The sequence below is a fragment of the Stenotrophomonas sp. STK16_22 genome (assembly GCF_051984505.1).
Classification (GTDB): Bacteria; Pseudomonadota; Gammaproteobacteria; order Xanthomonadales; family Xanthomonadaceae; genus Stenotrophomonas; species Stenotrophomonas maltophilia_A.
Genome location: NZ_CP196972.1, coordinates 4,598,880 through 4,614,789, shown reverse-complemented (window position 1 = coordinate 4,614,789; position 15,910 = coordinate 4,598,880). Strand labels below are relative to the sequence as shown.

Genomic DNA, 15,910 nt, shown 5'->3' with positions numbered 1-15,910 from the left:
CGGTGTGGAGGGACTGACGAGCATGGATCTGCGGATATGAGCCGACAGACGAGCCGACAGACGAGCCGACAGACGAGCCGAGCGATCCCCATCCCGCACACGAACGTCGATAGGGGATCGCACGGCGCCCAAAGGGGATTGTCGATGTAGGCAAGCTAACGCCGGTGCGATACCACTTGTCGTGGTCAAGTTTTGGTAGACACGTAGACAGGGGATTTCAGGCGGTGGCTTTGTCGTAGTCGGCCGGGGATCGACACCCGTGCGCATCCTGCTGCGATCTGACAATGGCTTGGTGTTCAGCGGCCGCGACTACACGCGACTGATGCGCAGCTATGGCTCGAAGCAGGAGTTCATCACGCCACACTGCCCGCAACAGAACGGATTGATGGAGCGAGTGATCCGAACGCTGGAAGAGCAATGCGTGCACTGGCATCGTTTCGAAAGCCAGATGCACGCTACACGGTTAATCACTGACTGCATCGCCTTCGACGACCAACAGCGCACTCATCAGTGCGCTGAAGATGATGACCGCAGATGCGGCCTATACCGCTACATTAACCCCATGACCTGAGCAGAAACCGATGGGTCATTACATGGCTCGATAGTGTCCCCCAATGCGGCAATCTGGGTCGGGCACTGCCCCATATTTCGCAGGGAGTTGTTTAGAAAACTCCCAACATCAGGTATTCCTTACGAGTCTTGTGGAGAAGTCGATTTCTCATCCGCATAGAACGAAGTGGATGGCTTACATTGATGTCGCAAATGCCTCTTGGATCTCTGCGGCAAGTCACGCTACGGTTTGGTACACGTTAGGGTGATGCGCCCGCCAACAGCGTTCGGAGACGGGATGTCGGATTCGTTGTTTAGAAACCAAGTGTTGGATGCAAAGCGAAGTAGCTGGTTGAGTGGAATTGTGCTCACCCAATCCTTGGGGCTTTGGGCGTTTACTCTGTTTGCCGCACTCTCGGTGTTGACTGCTGTTTGGTTCTCGGTTCTAGGGGCGTATATGGCATCCACGATCGAGCTGGCGCGCAGACTCTGGTCTTTGCGTGCGAGATTAACGTCCATCACCTCCAGCATATTTGCGGCAAGCCTATGCCTCTCCAACGGACGACGGAAGTTGATGATCGTGGACTCATCCGGGATCGCATCGAGCCCGCTGAGCCGGTGGAACAGCCGCATCGAAGCAATCTAGTGCAGGGCTTCCTCCATGTCCGGATCGCTCAAGGCATACCACTGCAGCAGGTGGATGCGCAGTGTCGTCTCCATCGCATACGGTGGCCGAACCGCGCGACCGGGACGCAGATAATGCGGCTCAATCTAGGCCAGCAGTGCCTTCCACGGCACTATCTGGTCCATCTCGTAAAGGAAAATATCGCGCCGGGTCTGCTTGCGCTTGCGCAGGCCCTGCGCATCCCCAAATGTCAGCCGTATGATGCATTCCACTACGCAGCTAAATAGTGTCCCCCCAAAGCGGCAATCTGTGGCGGGCACTACTGCACAGTTCGCAGGAAGCTGTTCAGAAGCTCCTTAGCGAATGCTCTTGCTGTGAAAAGTAAGTGCCAACTGACCTCCGATTCAAATTTCCGGGAATCGTCCCGGATCCCCGTGCGTGGAAATGCACGTATTAAGAAGGAGTTGTACTATGCGCGAAATGACCATGGAAGAGATTAATAATGTTGATGGCGCGGTGCTGCCTTTGATGTTCGTTGGCGCAGTTGCTCTTTCCCAGGTAAGTTGGACCAGTGTTGCGTTCATGGCCGGCACGATGACTGGAATTGGCATCGGTGGTTCCGTTCTATACAATGCAAAATAACTAGTTTGATGTCCAATTCAAAGCGGGAGAATGATGTGCGTGAATTGACCGGTCTTGAAATTGAGAGCGTCGACGGTGCAGTTGTGCCGGTCGTCATTGGGATTGGAATCGCGTTTGGTAAAGGTTTTGTTGCCGGCGTTGGTATCGCTGGTGCTGGTTATGCGGGTTATCAGTTTTATCAGATGGCTTGGTAAATAGTTAGCTGGATCGCAGGGCTTTTGCCCTGCGATTCTTTGAGGGTTGATATGAAAATTACTGGTGGATTTGATGGGCGACATGGAAAGTTCTATTTTATTTCCTTGGTAGCAATGGCGTCTGCCTCAGCGCTGATGCTGGTGGCGGCGCTTCGGGGTGCTGCGCCTTTGCAGGTTCCTCAAGAGGTTGGAGTTTTCGTTGCCGCATTTTCGCTGCTGTGTTCGACGGCAAGTTACCTGTTAATAAAGAAAGTTAAGTGCTCGTTCCTGCTGCTTGGGGTTTCGGCTGTCGTATTTTCTGCTGCTCTATGGTCGTTTGGTGCGCCTTTTTCGTTCGTGCTGCTTCTGGCACTTCCAGCTCTGCTCTTGTCTTTCATCTCAGCTATTTTTCGGGATAAGGTCGATGTCCAGGTCGAGAGGGATGACTAGCGTTCTGTATCTATAGATTGGTTTATTTCTAGTCCATTGATCACTCATGGCTGTGCGAGATTTGTCGTCCTCATGGCCTGCATCTGCGGACGCTCTGAACAACTATTTCGGTAGTGCCGTCCGCTGGCCGGCAGCCTGAGAGACAATAGAGGCACACGTTGAGAAGCCATCCATGCAGCTGACATTGTTTGCGCTGTGCAATCTGTGGATGGTGCACTGGCAGTTACTGCTGGCATAGGGATCAATCCGTCTCGAGGTGCTCGGAAGGGGCACTTCGAGCACGAAAGGACATGGCAACCCACTGCGGCTGATGACTTAGGAGCATTCTGGTGCTGGAAATCCAGCACTCAGCAACGATTGTTCAGTGCATCCCAAGCGACCGCCCGTTACGTGAAGAAGGAGAGCGATCGTCTGCGTGAATACGTACCGCGTACCGACGAGCAGCAACTGATGCACGATTTGCTGCACAAGCGGCGGGCCCGGGTGGAGACACGCGTGCGCTCGTAGCAATCCTTCGGGGTAAGCGGAAGTGGCCCCCTAGAGAACTGTCAGATCTGTTCCGCGCCCTAGCTGGGACGCTAGCCGAGCTTGAAAGCGCGCTGTGGCGCTTGAGTCGCGATGGAGGGCACTGCGCGCTCTACAAGCGTCTGGTGACCACTCCTGGTGTCGGCTCTGCCGTCGTGGCTCACTTGATCTACTACATGACGCGCTGGCCGTTGGCTAACGTCGACGTATGGATCGCCTGCATCGACCTGGATCCCCGGCCCAATGAGTCTGGCGGCAGAACTGGGCGGCGTCGGCTGTCCAAACAGGGTACGCAGATGCTGCGCCAGATGCTCTACATGGCCGCGATGGGCCTCAAGCAGTGTCGCCGGGGGCAACCGCTCTACGATGAACTGTCAAAACGCGGTCACCCCTGCAGCACCATCTTCAACCTTCTGCCAAGGAAGCTGGCCAGGATCGCTTGGGATGTCTTCAAGAGTGGCCGCGATTTCGATCCGGCCATGCTGAAGGTGGGTAAAGCCCACTTCCAGCGGGCCTTACCACGAACATAGGATCTCGGCTCTACAACATCGTCCGGTCATCATGCTGGGTGGTGACGTAACGCGTGCCGATCAGAGCGTTGACGCCGGTTGTTCTGATGGCTGAACGCGGACCACGACGACGGCGTATGCCATCCTGGACGGCGCGCGGATGGCCCTGCGCGTCGGTGCGCTGAGTAGTTGGTGCTTCTCTCGGAAGAGATGAATGAATCATGGTCACTGTATGGGAGGAGAGCTGACGCATTTCGCTCTTTAACTCTGCGAAGAGACCTCGCTATCATCCAATGAACGCGGGCAAAGTTACTTTCTAAGAGTGTCTTCAGATCTGTTTCGCAGGGAAGTTCTGCAAGGAAAGCGCGCCGGTTGGTTGGGGTCGATTTCCATCACGCAACCGCTCAGGCTTTGGGTTTTTGCCATCGTAGCCTCTTCCACCGCACTAGTAGTAGTGCTGCTGCTTACATTTGGCACCTATACCCACCGTTCGCACGTGGGTGGACAGCTTGTGCCAGTCAATGGAATCGCGCAGGTCATGGCGCCCGCCAATGGGTTCATGTCGGAAGTCAGAAGTGCCGAAGGCGAGTACGTCGAAGCGGGTGAGGTAGTTGCGGTCCTGACTGTTCCGCGAGCCACCACCACTGATGGGGATACGCTGGCTGCGATGGAATCTCGCTTCGAGCGCAGGACGTCCGGCCTTGGGGCGGTACAGACTGCCAAGAAGATGCGGTTGAGCGCGCAGCAGAAGGGATTGCGTAGGCAGCTTTCCAACGCACAGCGGGAGCTGGCGCAGTTCGACGCCGAAGTGCTGACAAGACGGGATCAGATCAGGATTGCAGAGGAGACGCTGGAACGCCTCCGGCTCCTTGAAGAGGATCGTTACGTCAGCCTCCTCCAGATCAAGCAGCAGGAATCTGCAGCGCTCACACAGAAGGGTGAGATGCAGGCATTGCAGCGACAGGCCATTGCCACGCGCAGGATGATCGAGCAGATCATCCAGGCGCTCAATGAGCTGCCTGGCGAGCATGAGGCCGCGGAAGCGACATTCCAGCAGGATCTCGCCTTGCTTGAGCAGGAACGTGTGGAGAATGTCGCGCGCGGACGGTTGGCTATTGTCGCGCCAGTCTCTGGAATTGTAGCCAGCCAGCAGATCAAGGCCGGCCAAGCCGTGCAAAGCGGCCAGCCGATCATGAGCGTGCTGCCTGGGGATGGTCATTTGGAGGCGGAGCTGCTCGTTCCTAGCCGCGCGGTAGGATTCATAGAGCCCGATGATAAGGTCCTGCTCAGATACCAAGCATACCCTTACCAGAAATTTGGACACCATGAGGGGCGGGTTTCACGGATTAGTCGAAGCACACTGGGTGCAACACAGAACGGTGGCGCGACAGAACCGATGTATCGAATCACGGTCGTTCTCGCATCGCAAACCGTAAGCGCATACGGCAAGCCCGAGTCACTCAAGCCCGGAATGCTGGTGGATGCAGATGTTCTGGGTGAGACGAGATCGTTCTTTGAGTGGGCCCTTGAGCCTATCTACTCAATCAAGGGAACTGTATTCGGGCAATGACTGCAGCATTGGATGAGACATCGTGTCGCTGGCTAAGGCAGCCCATGCACAATGAACGTGTGCCAATTCTAGGGAGACTCACTGTGCGTGAACTGACCACGGATGAAGCTTTCGAAGTCGAGGGGGAAGCTGCTTGCATCAACGGTGCCGGTGCGCTAGTTGGCGGTCCTGCCGGGCCCGCTGCCGGTGCGTGCATCGGAGGTGGAATCGCCGTTGCACTTAACCCGTGCAGGTGTGTTCGTGCACTCCTACGCAGTTTGCTTGGAGGCACACGCTTCTGGAATGAACTGGCACGAGGAGAAAAGATCATGAAGTTTCCGGGTATCGACCAAAGGACTTTCGCCATCTGTGTGTGCTGCCTGGCCGTGATCGCGGCATCTTCAGACAGCCGGATATGGCCACTTCTCTGTGCTGGTGCGGTTGTGGTAGCTACCGCTAGATTCGCTGATACAAGACGCAAGCGGATTCAGAAAAATCATACGTCGCATTGAAGTCTGTGCGCGGTGGGGCAATCACGCGGCCGAGGGCGAACATGCGGCGTACTTGGTATAGGCCATTGGTACTGAAGTTTGCACCAGCCGCGTCTTTTTCAGATTGACTGGGATCTTGGGCTTGTCATCGGAATGAAAGCGATACTGCAGTCGGAGACAACGGAGTGTGGACTGGCGTCGATCGCGATGATCGCCGACTTTCATGGAAAGAAGATCGGCCTAAGCGAGATTCGCCGACGCTATCCGTTGTCGCTCAAGGGTGCCAAGCTGGGCCAGCTCATCCACATTGCACAGCAGTTGGGACTGTCTTCGCGGCCCTTGCGGCTTGAGATGGAGCACCTTTCCGAACTCAAGCTGCCTTGTATTCTGCATTGGAATCTGAACCACTACGTGGTGCTGGTAAAGGTGGGCCGCAGCGGTTTCAGGATTCTTGACCCCGCCATCGGTGAGCGGGTGCTTGCACTGGAGGAAGTGTCCGAGCACTTCACGGGTGTGGCGCTTGAGCTGACTCCCACTGCGGAGTTCCAGAAGGAGGCCCGGCCGGCCCCGATCTCACTACGGCAGCTGACGGGGCAGATCAACGGTCTGTGGCCCTCACTGGCGTTGGTCCTGCTTCTCTCGGTCGCACTCCAGATCTTCGTGGTCCTTGCGCCGTTCTATACCCAGTGGGTGGTGGATCAGGCACTGGTTTCGGCAGATCGGGATCTGCTTACGGTACTGGGGATAAGCTTCGGGCTTGCCATGCTGTTGCAGGTGGCCATCGGGCTGTTGCGCGGTTGGTCTGTCATTTATCTCTCCTCCACTCTGGGCTTGAGATGGATGGGGAATGTTATCGGGCATCTGCTGCGATTGCCGTTGGACTTCTTCGAGAAGCGACACCTGGGCGATATCATTTCTCGGGTCTCGTCGGTGCAATCCATCCAGAAGACGTTAACGACCAGTTTCGTCGAAGCGCTCATCGATGGCCTGATGGCGATCGTCACGCTAGGAGTCATGGTTCTCTACAGCTGGAAGCTGGCGTTGGTGACGCTGGCGGCGGTGGTGCTGTACACCTTGGTCCGCGCCACCGCGTACGCGCCAGTTCGCAATCGTACCGAGCGCCAGCTCGTTGCCAGTGCAAAGCAGCAATCGCATCTGCTTGAGTCGATCCGCGGCATGCAGAGCATCAAGATCGCCGTCCAGGAGCCGATGCGGAGGGCAGCCTACGAGAACCTGATGGTTGGCACGGTCAATGAGGAAGTTAGGCTTTCGAAGCTGACGCTCGGCTTCACCGTTACCAGTCAGCTGATCTTCGGAGTCGAGAGGATTGCTGTCATCTGGATTGGCGCGGTGCTGACCATGAACAATCTGTTCTCGGTCGGCATGCTGGTAGCCTATCTTGCGTACAAGGACCAGTTCGCACTACGAATGGCCGGTCTGATCGACAAGGCCGTCGAGTTCAGGATGCTTCGGCTGCATGGCGAGCGATTGGCGGATGTCGTTCTGAGTGAACCTGACCAGGATCTCGATCAAATCGAGACAGTGGTACCAATTTCGTCCTCCATCGAGGTCGAGAATCTCTCCTTCCGTTACGCCGAAGGTGAGCCCTGGATCGTCCGCAACTGTTCCTTCCGCGTGGAACAGGGTGAAGCAGTGGCCATCGTGGGCGCATCGGGTTGCGGCAAGTCGACCCTGATTAAACTGCTGCTCGGATTGCTCAAGCCCAGCGAAGGAAGCGTAAGCATCGGCGGGGTAGATATCCAGAAGCACGGTCCACGTGGCATCCGCTCCATGATCGGAGCGGTGATGCAGGATGACCAGTTGTTTGCCGGAAGCATTGCCGACAACATCAGCGGCTTCGATAGCGGCTTCGATGAACAGCGCATCGAGGAAGCTGCTCGGATGGCAGCCGTGCACGACGATATCGCGGGGCTGCCGATGGGCTATCACGGTCTTATCGGAGACATGGGCAACTCGCTTTCAGGCGGTCAGAAACAGCGCGTGATTCTGGCCCGTGCCCTCTACCGCCGGCCTCGGATTCTGTTTCTGGATGAGGCCACCAGCCATCTTGATGTCATGCGCGAGCGCTTGGTCAACGAAGCCGTGCAACGTATGAAGCTGACCAAGGTGATCGTGGCCCATAGGCCGGAGACCATAAGCAGCGCCGACCGTGTCCTGATAATGGAGCAGGGGCGGATCGTCCAGGAGGTGCGGCCACAGCGTGAGGCGTCGACGGCGCCTGCTTCCGATGCCGAGGAAGCAGGCGCGGCATCGGTCTGACTGGCGTCCCACAGGGTATCCAGAAGCGGGCGCCGGTCCGGCGTGCCTGGCTCATCCGGGGCACGTCCCCGCGCTCTGCGCGGTCGCTGGCATGGCTCCGTCACCGTGATGGCGCGACAATAGCCCCATGACCGACCGTATCCCCCTGTTGCTGCTGCCCGGCCTACTCAACGATGCCGAGCTGTGGCGCTCACAGTTGGCTGACCTGGCCGACATCGCCGATTGCACGGTGGGCGACCAGACCCGCGGTGAAACCCTGCAGGGCGTAGCCGAGGACGTGCTGGCGCAGGCGCCGGAGCGCTTTGCGCTGGCCGGTTTCTCGCTGGGCGGTTTCGTCGCCCAGCAGATCCTGCGCATCGCGCCGGAACGTGTGCTGCAGCTGGCGCTGATCGATACCTCGATCCATGCCGATTCGCCGGAACGTGCCGAGCAGCGCCGCAGCCAACGTGCCAGCGTGCGTCTTCCGGGAAAATTCCACGGCTTCGGTGACGTGCTGATGCGCAGCTACATCGATGCTTCTCGGCTGGATGACTACGTGCTGGTGCAGCGTGTGCGCGACATGACCGCGCGGTTGGGCGCCGAAGTGTTCCTGCGCCAGAGCGCGCTGGAGCGCCGCGACGGCCATGACGTGCTGGCCGGCTACCGCGATCCGCTGCTGATCGTCTGCGGTGCGAACGACCGCATCACGCCGCTGGCGGTAAGCGAGGAGATGCACGCCCTGGTGCCGCACTCGCAGCTGGTGGTGGTGCCCGATTGCGGGCACCTGGCACCGATGGAAAAGCCGGACGAGGTCAGTGCGGCCATGCGTGGGTGGTTGCTGCAAGGCGAGGGATAGCGCTGCCTTTGGTAGGTGCCGACCTTGGTCGGCACGATGTGTCATCGACTGACCAGAGGCCAGTGCCGACCAAGGTCGGCATCTACCTGTAGAGCCGAGCCATGCTCGGCTGCAGACGGCCCGGAGCCGAGCGTGGGCTCGGCTCTACAACAATGCCTCAATCCCAGGCCGGGGCAATCCCTTCCGGATTCGCGAGGCGATGGCCGCGATCCAGCTTGGCGATCTGCGCCATGTCTTCGTCGGTCAGGCGTACGGCCGCTGCTTCGAGGTTGGCTGCCAGGTTTTCGCGCTTGGTCGACGACGGAATGACCGAGAAGCCCTGCTGCAGCGCCCACGCCAGCGCAACCTGCGCCGGCGTAGCCTGGTGACGGCCGGCAATGGCCTGGATCACCGGGTCCTTCAGCACTTCGCCATAGGCCAGGCTCATGTAGGCGGTGATGTGGATGCCGTTGTCCTGCAGGAACTTCACCAGCAGGCGGTTCTGCAGGTACGGGTGGATCTCGATCTGGTTGGTGGCGATGGCTTCGGCGCCGAGGATCTCGATCGCCTTGCGGGTCTGCGCGATGGTGAAGTTGGAGATGCCGATCTCGCGGGTCAGCCCCTGCGCCTTGGCTTCGGCCAGTGCCGGCAGGTATTCCTCCATCGGCACATCGACCTTGTCATTCGGTGACGGCCAGTGGATCAGCGCCAGGTCGACGCGGTCGGTGCGCAGCTTCTCGAGGCTGGTACGCAGGCTGGCCAGCAGCGCATCGCGCTTGAACTCGGTGATCCACACCTTGGTGGTCAGGTACAGATCATCACGCGGCACGCCCGACTCGGCGATGGCCTGGCCGACTTCGGCTTCATTGCCGTAGATCTGCGCGGTATCGATGGCGCGGTAGCCGACCTCCAGTGCGTTGCGCACCGAGTCGATCACGGTCTGGTCTTTGAGGCGGAAGGTGCCGAGACCGAAAGCGGGGACAGTCATGGGAAGCTCCAACGGGGGGAAGGGAGTAGCAGAGGGAAGAGGTTAGGACAGGCACCGTATGCATGCCGGCAACGGTGCATTGCATGGATCAATGCGCGGTGGCGGCAATGCCGTCGGCGCGGTGGTCGACGCCATCGCGGCGGTCGAGGCGGCCACTGAGCACGGTCAGCGCGTAGGCCAGTACGACCACCAGCGCGCCCAGCCAGGGCGTATGCATCAGGCCGATGTGCTCCACCACTAGACCGCCCAGCGAGGCGCCCATGGCGATGCCGACGTTGAACGCGGCAATGTTCAGGCCCGATGCCACGTCGGTGGCCTGCGGTGCATAGCGCTGCGCCTGCTTGACCACGTAGACCTGCAGGCCGGGCACGTTGCCGAATGCCACCGCACCCAGCGCCAGCACCGTCAGCAGCATCAACCAGGTGTTGTAGGCAGTGAACGTGAGCACGAACAGCACCAATGCCAGCAGTCCGAAGATGCGCTTCAGCGCGGGCACCGGGCCCAAGCGGTCGGCCATGCGCCCGCCCCACAGGTTGCCGATCGCCACCGACACGCCGTACACCAGCAGCACCAGGCTCACGGCGTTGGCCGGAAGGCCGGTGACGTCCTGCAGGATCGGTGCCAGGTAGGTGAAGGCCAGGAAGGTGCCACCGTAGCCCAGCGCGGTCATCGCATAGACCAGCAGCAGGCGTGGCTGGCCGAGCACTGCCAGCTGCTGGCGGAGGCTGGCCGGCGCACTCTGCGGCAGGTTGCGCGGTACGAACAGCAGCGCGCCGATCAGGGCGACCACGCCGAGGCCGGCCACCGCCAGGAAGGTCGCGCGCCAGCCCAGATGCTGGCCGATGAAGGTGCCCAGCGGCACGCCGGTCACCAGCGCCACGGTCAGGCCGGTGAACATGATGGCGATCGCGCTGGCCGCCTTCTCCTTCGGCACCACGGCGGTGGCGATGATCGCGCCGATCGAGAAGAACACGCCGTGCGCCAGGCCGGTGAGGATGCGGGCGATGATCAGCGAGGTATAGCCGGGTGCCATCCAGGCGACGACATTGCCGAGCGTGAACAACACCATCAGCGCCACCAGCAGTTGCTTGCGCGGTACGCGTCCGGTCAGCGCAGTCAGCACCGGCGCACCGATGGCCACACCCAGCGCGTACAGCGAGACCAGCAGGCCGGCCGAGGGCAGGCTGACCTGCAGGTCGCCGGCGATGGTCGGGATCAGGCCGACGATGACGAATTCGGTGGTGCCGATGGCAAAGGCACCGAGGGTCAACGCCAGCAGGGCGAGGGGAATGCCACGGATCATGACAGGGTCCAGCAGGAGGAAGAGGCTGCGCAGTCTGCGCCGCCGACCTTTGCTGAAAAACCGGTCTTCACGCCAATCACTATTGCCGTGCAGTCAATAATAAGGGCATGAAGACCACTCTCGATGAAATGCAGGCGTTCCTTTCGGTGATCGACAGCGGTTCGATCAGTGCTGCCGCCGAGCAGCTGGGGCAGACGCCCTCGGGTGTGAGCCGCGCGCTGGGGCGGCTGGAGGACAAGCTGGGGATCACCCTGCTGACCCGCACCACCCGCCGCCTGCACCTGACTGCCGAGGGTGAGGCGTTCCTGCGCCATGCGCGCGCGATCATCGATGCGGTGGAATCGGCCGAGGAACAGATGGCGGCGCGCCGCGAGCGCCCGGCGGGGCGCCTGCGCGTGGATGCGGCGATGCCGTTCGTGCTGCACGTGATTGCGCCGCTGGTGGCCGGCTATCGCGCGCGTTACCCGGAAGTACAGCTGGAGTTGAACAGTTCCGACCGCTACATCGACCTGCTCGAACGGCGCACCGATCTGGCGATCCGGATCGGCCCGCTGGCCGACTCCACCCTGCATGCGCGGCTGCTGGGCCGCTGCCAGCTGCGGCTGGTGGCCAGCCCGGACTACCTGGCCAGGCACGGCGAACCGGCCAGCGTCGCCGCGCTGGGCCAGCACACGCTGGTCAGCTTCAACGAGCCGGAATCACTCAACCGTTGGCCGCTGCCCGGAGAGTCGGATGGGCTGCTGCTGGTGCGCCCGGATATTGCCGTATCCAGTGGCGAGACGCTGCGCCGGCTGGCGGTGGAAGGTGTGGGCATCACCTGCCTGTCTGACTTCGTCACCGATCGCGACCGCAGCGCCGGCACCCTGGTGCAGGTGCTGGCGGCGCAGACGCTGGATGTGTACCAGCCGATCCATGCGGTGTACTACCGCAACACCGCCGTGTCGTCGCGGATCAGCTCGTTCGTGGATTACCTGGCCGACGCGATGGCGCAGAGCGACTACGTGCGCTGAGGTTGCCGGCCAGCGGCCGGCACTACCGCATGCGCGGGTGGGCGCGGCCGCTCTGGTGGGTGCGGACCGTTGGTCCGCACTGATCCTGCCGTCGCCCGACCAATGGTCGGGCGCTACCCATGCTGGGGCGGAGGTTGCCGGCCAGCGGCCGGCACTACCGCACGCGCCGGTGGGCGCGGCCGCTCTGGTGGGTGCGGACCGTTGGTCCGCACTGATCCTGCCGTCGCCCGACCAACGGTCGGGCGCTACCCAAGTGGCGGTGGACGCTGCCGGCCTGCGGCCGGCACATCGCACGGGTAGTGCCGGCCGCTGGCCGGCAACCGGATCACTCAGGCCGCACGCGCCAACGCGTCCTTCGCCGCTGTTGTGGTCGACAGATCGAACACATCCACCGCGTCGATCAACCGGTTCGCCTGTTGTTCGAGGCTGCGTGCGGCGGCACTGGCTTCCTCCACCAGCGCCGCGTTCTGCTGGGTGGTGCCGTCCATCTGGATCACGGTCTGGCTGACCTGTTCGATGCCCGCGCTCTGCTCCTGCGAGGCCGCTGAAATCTCGGCCATGATGTCGGTCACGCGCTGCACCGATGCCACGATCTCGGCCATGGTGTCACCGGCCTCGCGCACGCGCTGCGCGCCGTGGCCGACCTGCTCAACCGAGGCTTCGATCAACGCCTTGATCTCCTTCGCGGCCGCCGCCGAGCGCTGCGCCAGCGTGCGTACTTCACTGGCGACCACCGCGAAGCCGCGGCCCTGCTCGCCGGCACGCGCGGCTTCCACTGCCGCGTTCAGCGCCAGGATGTTGGTCTGGAACGCGATGCCATCGATCACGCTGATGATCTCGGCGATCTGCCGTGACGAGGTCTCGATCGCACCCATCGTCGCCACCACTTGGCCGACCACGCTGCCGCCCTGCGAGGCGACCGTGTGCGCGCCGATCGCCAGCTGGTTGGCCTGGCGTGCATGCTCGGCGTTCTGGCGCACGGTGGAGGTCAGTTCTTCCATCGACGCGGCGGTTTCTTCCAGATTGGCCGCCTGCTGCTCGGTACGGCGCGACAGATCATTGTTGCCGGCGGCGATCTCTGCAGCCGCAGTGTGGATGTTGCCGGAGGCGTGCTTGATGTCGGTGACGATGGTCGCCAGCTGCGCGGCGGTGGTGTTGGCATCGCCGGCGATGCGCGCGAACACGCCCTGGAAATCGCCATGCATGCGCGCGCCGAGGCGGCCATCGGCAATCGCGCGCAGCATGCTGGAGACCTCGCCGAGGTTCAGTTCGGTCGTCTGCATCAATCGGTTCAAGCCGTCGACCATCGCGCGGAAGTCATGCTCGAAGCGCGCGCTGTCGCCACGCTGGCCGAAGTCACCCATGGCAGCGGCTTCGGCCAGGCGGCGGATCTCGCCATTGATCATGCCGAGATTGACCTTGGCGGTATCCAGTGCGTCGGTGATCACTGCCTTCTCGCCGGGCAGGCGTTCCATGTCCTGGCTGAGGTCACCGATGGCGTAACGGCCCATGATCGCAATCGCGCGCAGCTTCACCTGGATGTGCGCATCGACCAGCGCGTTGCTATCGGCCACCATCGTGCCGAATGCGCCGGGGAAGGCACTGGCATCCATGCGGTGGCTGATGGTGCCGGCTTCATGCGCCTGTGCCATCGTGGCCTGCGCATCGAGCACGCCGCGCAGTGTGGACTGCACCGCCTGCATGGCCTGCGCGAGCCGACCGATCTCATCGCGGCTGCGCACCTGCACCACATGCTGCAGATCACCGGCGGCCACTGCACGCGCAGCGGCTTCCACCGCCAGCACCGGCTGCACCACCGCACGCCGCAGCCACCAGCCCAGGCCCATCAGCAGCAGCACGGCGGCCAGCACGGTCAGCGCCGCGCACAGCAGCAGCGTCTGCCGCGCCTGCTGCGAACGGGCCGCTACCGCCGCTTCGGCCACCTGCGTGGCGTGCGTACTCAACGCATCCAGCGCGGTTGCCACCGGGCGGTCCTTGCCGCGCACGAGGTTGTCGCCGGCGGCGGGATCGTAGCTGGCCTCGGCGAACGCCTGCAGCGCCGCGTGATAGTCCTGCTGCAGCTGCGCATGCAGGCCGATGAAGGCCTGCGCCAGTTCGCGCGTGCGTGCATCCGGGCTGCTGACCAGGCCCTTGGCCAGCTGCTCGACCAGACGACCCTCGCTGTCGAAGGCGTCCAGGTGGCGTTGGCGCAACGCGTCGTCGTGGCCGCGCAGCAGCACGTTCTTCCATTCCTGCACCTGGCCGCGGAACTCGCGCTGCAGGCGTTCGGCATCGCGGCTGTGCGCGACTTCGGGTGGAACCTCGGTGGACAACTTCAACCAGGCGGAGGCCAGGCCGGCCAGAGCGCACAGCAGGACCACAGCCAGACCAACAGAAACCGCGCCGAGCAGCTTGGACTGCAGGCGCGGAGCACGGACAGACGCATTCATGGGGAAGAACTCTCGGGAAGGGGCACTGCGGTATCGACCCGCTGCGCACGCCCTGAAGTGGGATGTTGATCACATTCGCGTTTCGTTTAGTGATGTGAAGGAGATGTTTCATAGGACAGATGTGTCCATATGGAACGAAAGCAGACCCTCGACAGAGGAATTAAATGTAACTAATGTTGTTACATGAAATCCGCGAACCCCCTCTCCGACGCCCTGCACGTGATGGCGCATCTGGTCGGCCATGCCGCCCCGCGCACGTCCGAACAGCTGGCGTCCTGCCTGCCGACCCATCCTGTGGTGATCCGTCGTCTGCTGGCACAGCTGCACAAGGCCGGCCTGGTGCGCAGCACCCGTGGTCACGGCGGCGGCAGCCTGCTGGCACGCGATGCCGCGGCGATCACCCTGCATGACATCTATCTGGCGGTGGGAGCACCGCCGCTGGTCCAGGTCGGCGCTCGCGATTCCGGCGGTGGCTGCCCGATCCAGCAGCTGGTCAACAGCGCCCTGCTCGAAGGCGCGCGCGAGGCGCAGCGGCTGCTTGAGCAGCGCCTGCAGGCGACCACGCTGGACCAGCTCGGCGCCGACTTCGCCCGCCATCTTGCCCATCACCGTTCCCTGGAAGGTCACCATGAATCCTGATGTGCTCATCGTCGGCGGCAGCTACGCCGGCATTGCCGCCGGCCTGATCCTGGCCCGTGCCCGTCGCCCGGTCACCGTCATCGATGCCGGTTCACCGCGCAATCGCTTCGCCAGTCATTCGCACGGGGTGCTGGGGCTGGATGGCATCAGTGGCGCCGAGCTGCTGAAGACCGCGCGTCAGCAGCTGCTGGACTACCCCACGGTGCGTTGGGTGCATGCCGAAGTGGAGCACGCCCGCACCACCGCCGAAGGTGTGGAAGTGCGTACCGCCGATGGCCAGGTGCTGGCCGCGCGCAAGCTGCTGCTGGCCAGCGGCATCGCCGACCAGCTGCCGGAACTGCCCGGACTGGCCGAGCGCTGGGGCAGCACCGTGCTGCACTGCCCCTACTGCCACGGCTATGAAGTCGGTGGTGGTGCCATCGGCCTGCTCGGCGGCCATCCGATGTCCGCCAGCAAGGCGCCGCTGTTCGCCGATTGGGGCAATGTCACGTTCTTCAGCATGGGTCTGGAGATCACCGATGAGGAACGCGCCGCCATGCAGCAGCGTGGCGTGCACATCGAGACGTCACCCGTGCTGGGTGTGCAGGGCGACCAGCCTACCTGGCTGGAAGTGGAGCTGGCCGATGGCCGCCGTATCGCACAGCGTGCGTTGTTCGTGCCGGCTACCCAGGCGATGGCCACGCCGCTGGTGCAGCAGCTGGGGTGCACATTGGTCGAGAGCCCGCTGGGGGTGCTGATCGAGGTCGACATGATGAAGCAGACCTCGGTGCCGAACGTGTATGCCGCAGGCGATGCGACCACGGTCGGCAACATCACCCTGGCCACCGCCGAGGGCGTGCGTGCGGGGATCGGCGTGCATCATGCGCTGGTGGCCGAGGACAGCGTGCCGCGCTGACCCCCGACGCGACGTGCT

The 15,910-nt window shown here is 62.1% G+C and carries 14 protein-coding genes and 1 pseudogene; 11 read left to right on the top strand and 4 right to left on the bottom strand.

Annotated elements, in window-relative coordinates:
• Positions 1-259 precede the first annotated feature (259 nt).
• Complete coding sequence (locus ACSYAO_RS21320) at positions 260-571, top strand: integrase core domain-containing protein (protein ID WP_223224680.1); 312 nt, start codon at positions 260-262, stop codon at positions 569-571.
• A 437-nt stretch (positions 572-1,008) separates the two neighbouring features.
• Here ACSYAO_RS21320 and ACSYAO_RS21315 read toward each other — a convergent pair.
• A pseudogene (locus ACSYAO_RS21315) lies at positions 1,009-1,434 on the bottom strand (transposase); the annotation flags it as partial.
• Between the two features lie 211 nt (positions 1,435-1,645).
• Between ACSYAO_RS21315 and ACSYAO_RS21310 the strand changes: the two are divergent.
• The 7 genes from ACSYAO_RS21310 (at position 1,646) to ACSYAO_RS21280 (ending at position 8,628) form a co-directional block, all read left to right on the top strand.
• Positions 1,646-1,816 carry a hypothetical protein gene (locus ACSYAO_RS21310; protein ID WP_157805916.1) on the top strand — a complete coding sequence of 57 codons (171 nt, stop codon included), beginning with the start codon at positions 1,646-1,648 and terminating at the stop codon, positions 1,814-1,816.
• Positions 1,817-1,824: 8 nt separating this feature from the next.
• Entirely contained in the window at positions 1,825-2,010 is a 186-nt protein-coding gene (locus ACSYAO_RS21305) for a hypothetical protein (RefSeq protein ID WP_152911143.1), read from the top strand.
• A gap of 51 nt (positions 2,011-2,061) precedes the next feature.
• Entirely contained in the window at positions 2,062-2,439 is a 378-nt protein-coding gene (locus tag ACSYAO_RS21300) for a hypothetical protein (protein WP_149908938.1), read from the top strand.
• Between the two features lie 701 nt (positions 2,440-3,140).
• Positions 3,141-3,494 carry a transposase gene (locus ACSYAO_RS21295; RefSeq protein WP_053093390.1) on the top strand — a complete coding sequence of 118 codons (354 nt, stop codon included), beginning with the start codon at positions 3,141-3,143 and terminating at the stop codon, positions 3,492-3,494.
• A 301-nt stretch (positions 3,495-3,795) separates the two neighbouring features.
• Positions 3,796-5,043 (top strand): HlyD family secretion protein, encoded by a 1,248-nt coding sequence (locus ACSYAO_RS21290; RefSeq protein ID WP_049462126.1) that lies wholly within the window; start codon positions 3,796-3,798, stop codon positions 5,041-5,043.
• A 623-nt stretch (positions 5,044-5,666) separates the two neighbouring features.
• Complete coding sequence (locus tag ACSYAO_RS21285) at positions 5,667-7,793, top strand: peptidase domain-containing ABC transporter (protein ID WP_049462130.1); 2,127 nt, start codon at positions 5,667-5,669, stop codon at positions 7,791-7,793.
• Positions 7,794-7,920: 127 nt separating this feature from the next.
• Entirely contained in the window at positions 7,921-8,628 is a 708-nt protein-coding gene (locus ACSYAO_RS21280; protein ID WP_049462125.1) for an alpha/beta fold hydrolase, read from the top strand.
• A gap of 157 nt (positions 8,629-8,785) precedes the next feature.
• Here the strand turns inward: ACSYAO_RS21280 and dkgB are convergent, their stop codons facing one another.
• Entirely contained in the window at positions 8,786-9,595 is an 810-nt protein-coding gene (dkgB, locus tag ACSYAO_RS21275; protein WP_032129158.1) for a 2,5-didehydrogluconate reductase DkgB, read from the bottom strand.
• A gap of 88 nt (positions 9,596-9,683) precedes the next feature.
• Positions 9,684-10,898: an MFS transporter gene (locus tag ACSYAO_RS21270; protein ID WP_049424175.1), complete on the bottom strand. Its 1,215-nt coding sequence runs from the start codon at positions 10,896-10,898 to the stop codon at positions 9,684-9,686.
• A 107-nt stretch (positions 10,899-11,005) separates the two neighbouring features.
• Between ACSYAO_RS21270 and ACSYAO_RS21265 the strand changes: the two genes are divergently transcribed.
• Positions 11,006-11,908, top strand: a complete 903-nt coding sequence (locus ACSYAO_RS21265; RefSeq protein WP_049462124.1) for a LysR family transcriptional regulator — start codon at positions 11,006-11,008, stop codon at positions 11,906-11,908.
• 329 nt (positions 11,909-12,237) lie between these two features.
• Here the strand turns inward: ACSYAO_RS21265 and ACSYAO_RS21260 are convergent, their stop codons facing one another.
• Positions 12,238-14,358, bottom strand: coding sequence for a methyl-accepting chemotaxis protein (locus ACSYAO_RS21260; protein WP_049460615.1), 2,121 nt, complete (start codon positions 14,356-14,358; stop codon positions 12,238-12,240).
• Between the two features lie 183 nt (positions 14,359-14,541).
• Here ACSYAO_RS21260 and ACSYAO_RS21255 point away from each other — a divergent pair, with 183 nt between their 5' ends.
• Entirely contained in the window at positions 14,542-14,997 is a 456-nt protein-coding gene (locus tag ACSYAO_RS21255) for an Rrf2 family transcriptional regulator (RefSeq protein WP_033833804.1), read from the top strand.
• The gene (locus ACSYAO_RS21250) at positions 14,987-15,892 is read left to right on the top strand and encodes an NAD(P)/FAD-dependent oxidoreductase (protein ID WP_049398662.1); all 906 of its coding nucleotides are present in this window, start codon (positions 14,987-14,989) and stop codon (positions 15,890-15,892) included. Before ACSYAO_RS21255 ends, ACSYAO_RS21250 begins: the two co-directional genes overlap by 11 nt.
• Positions 15,893-15,910: the final 18 nt, after the last annotated feature.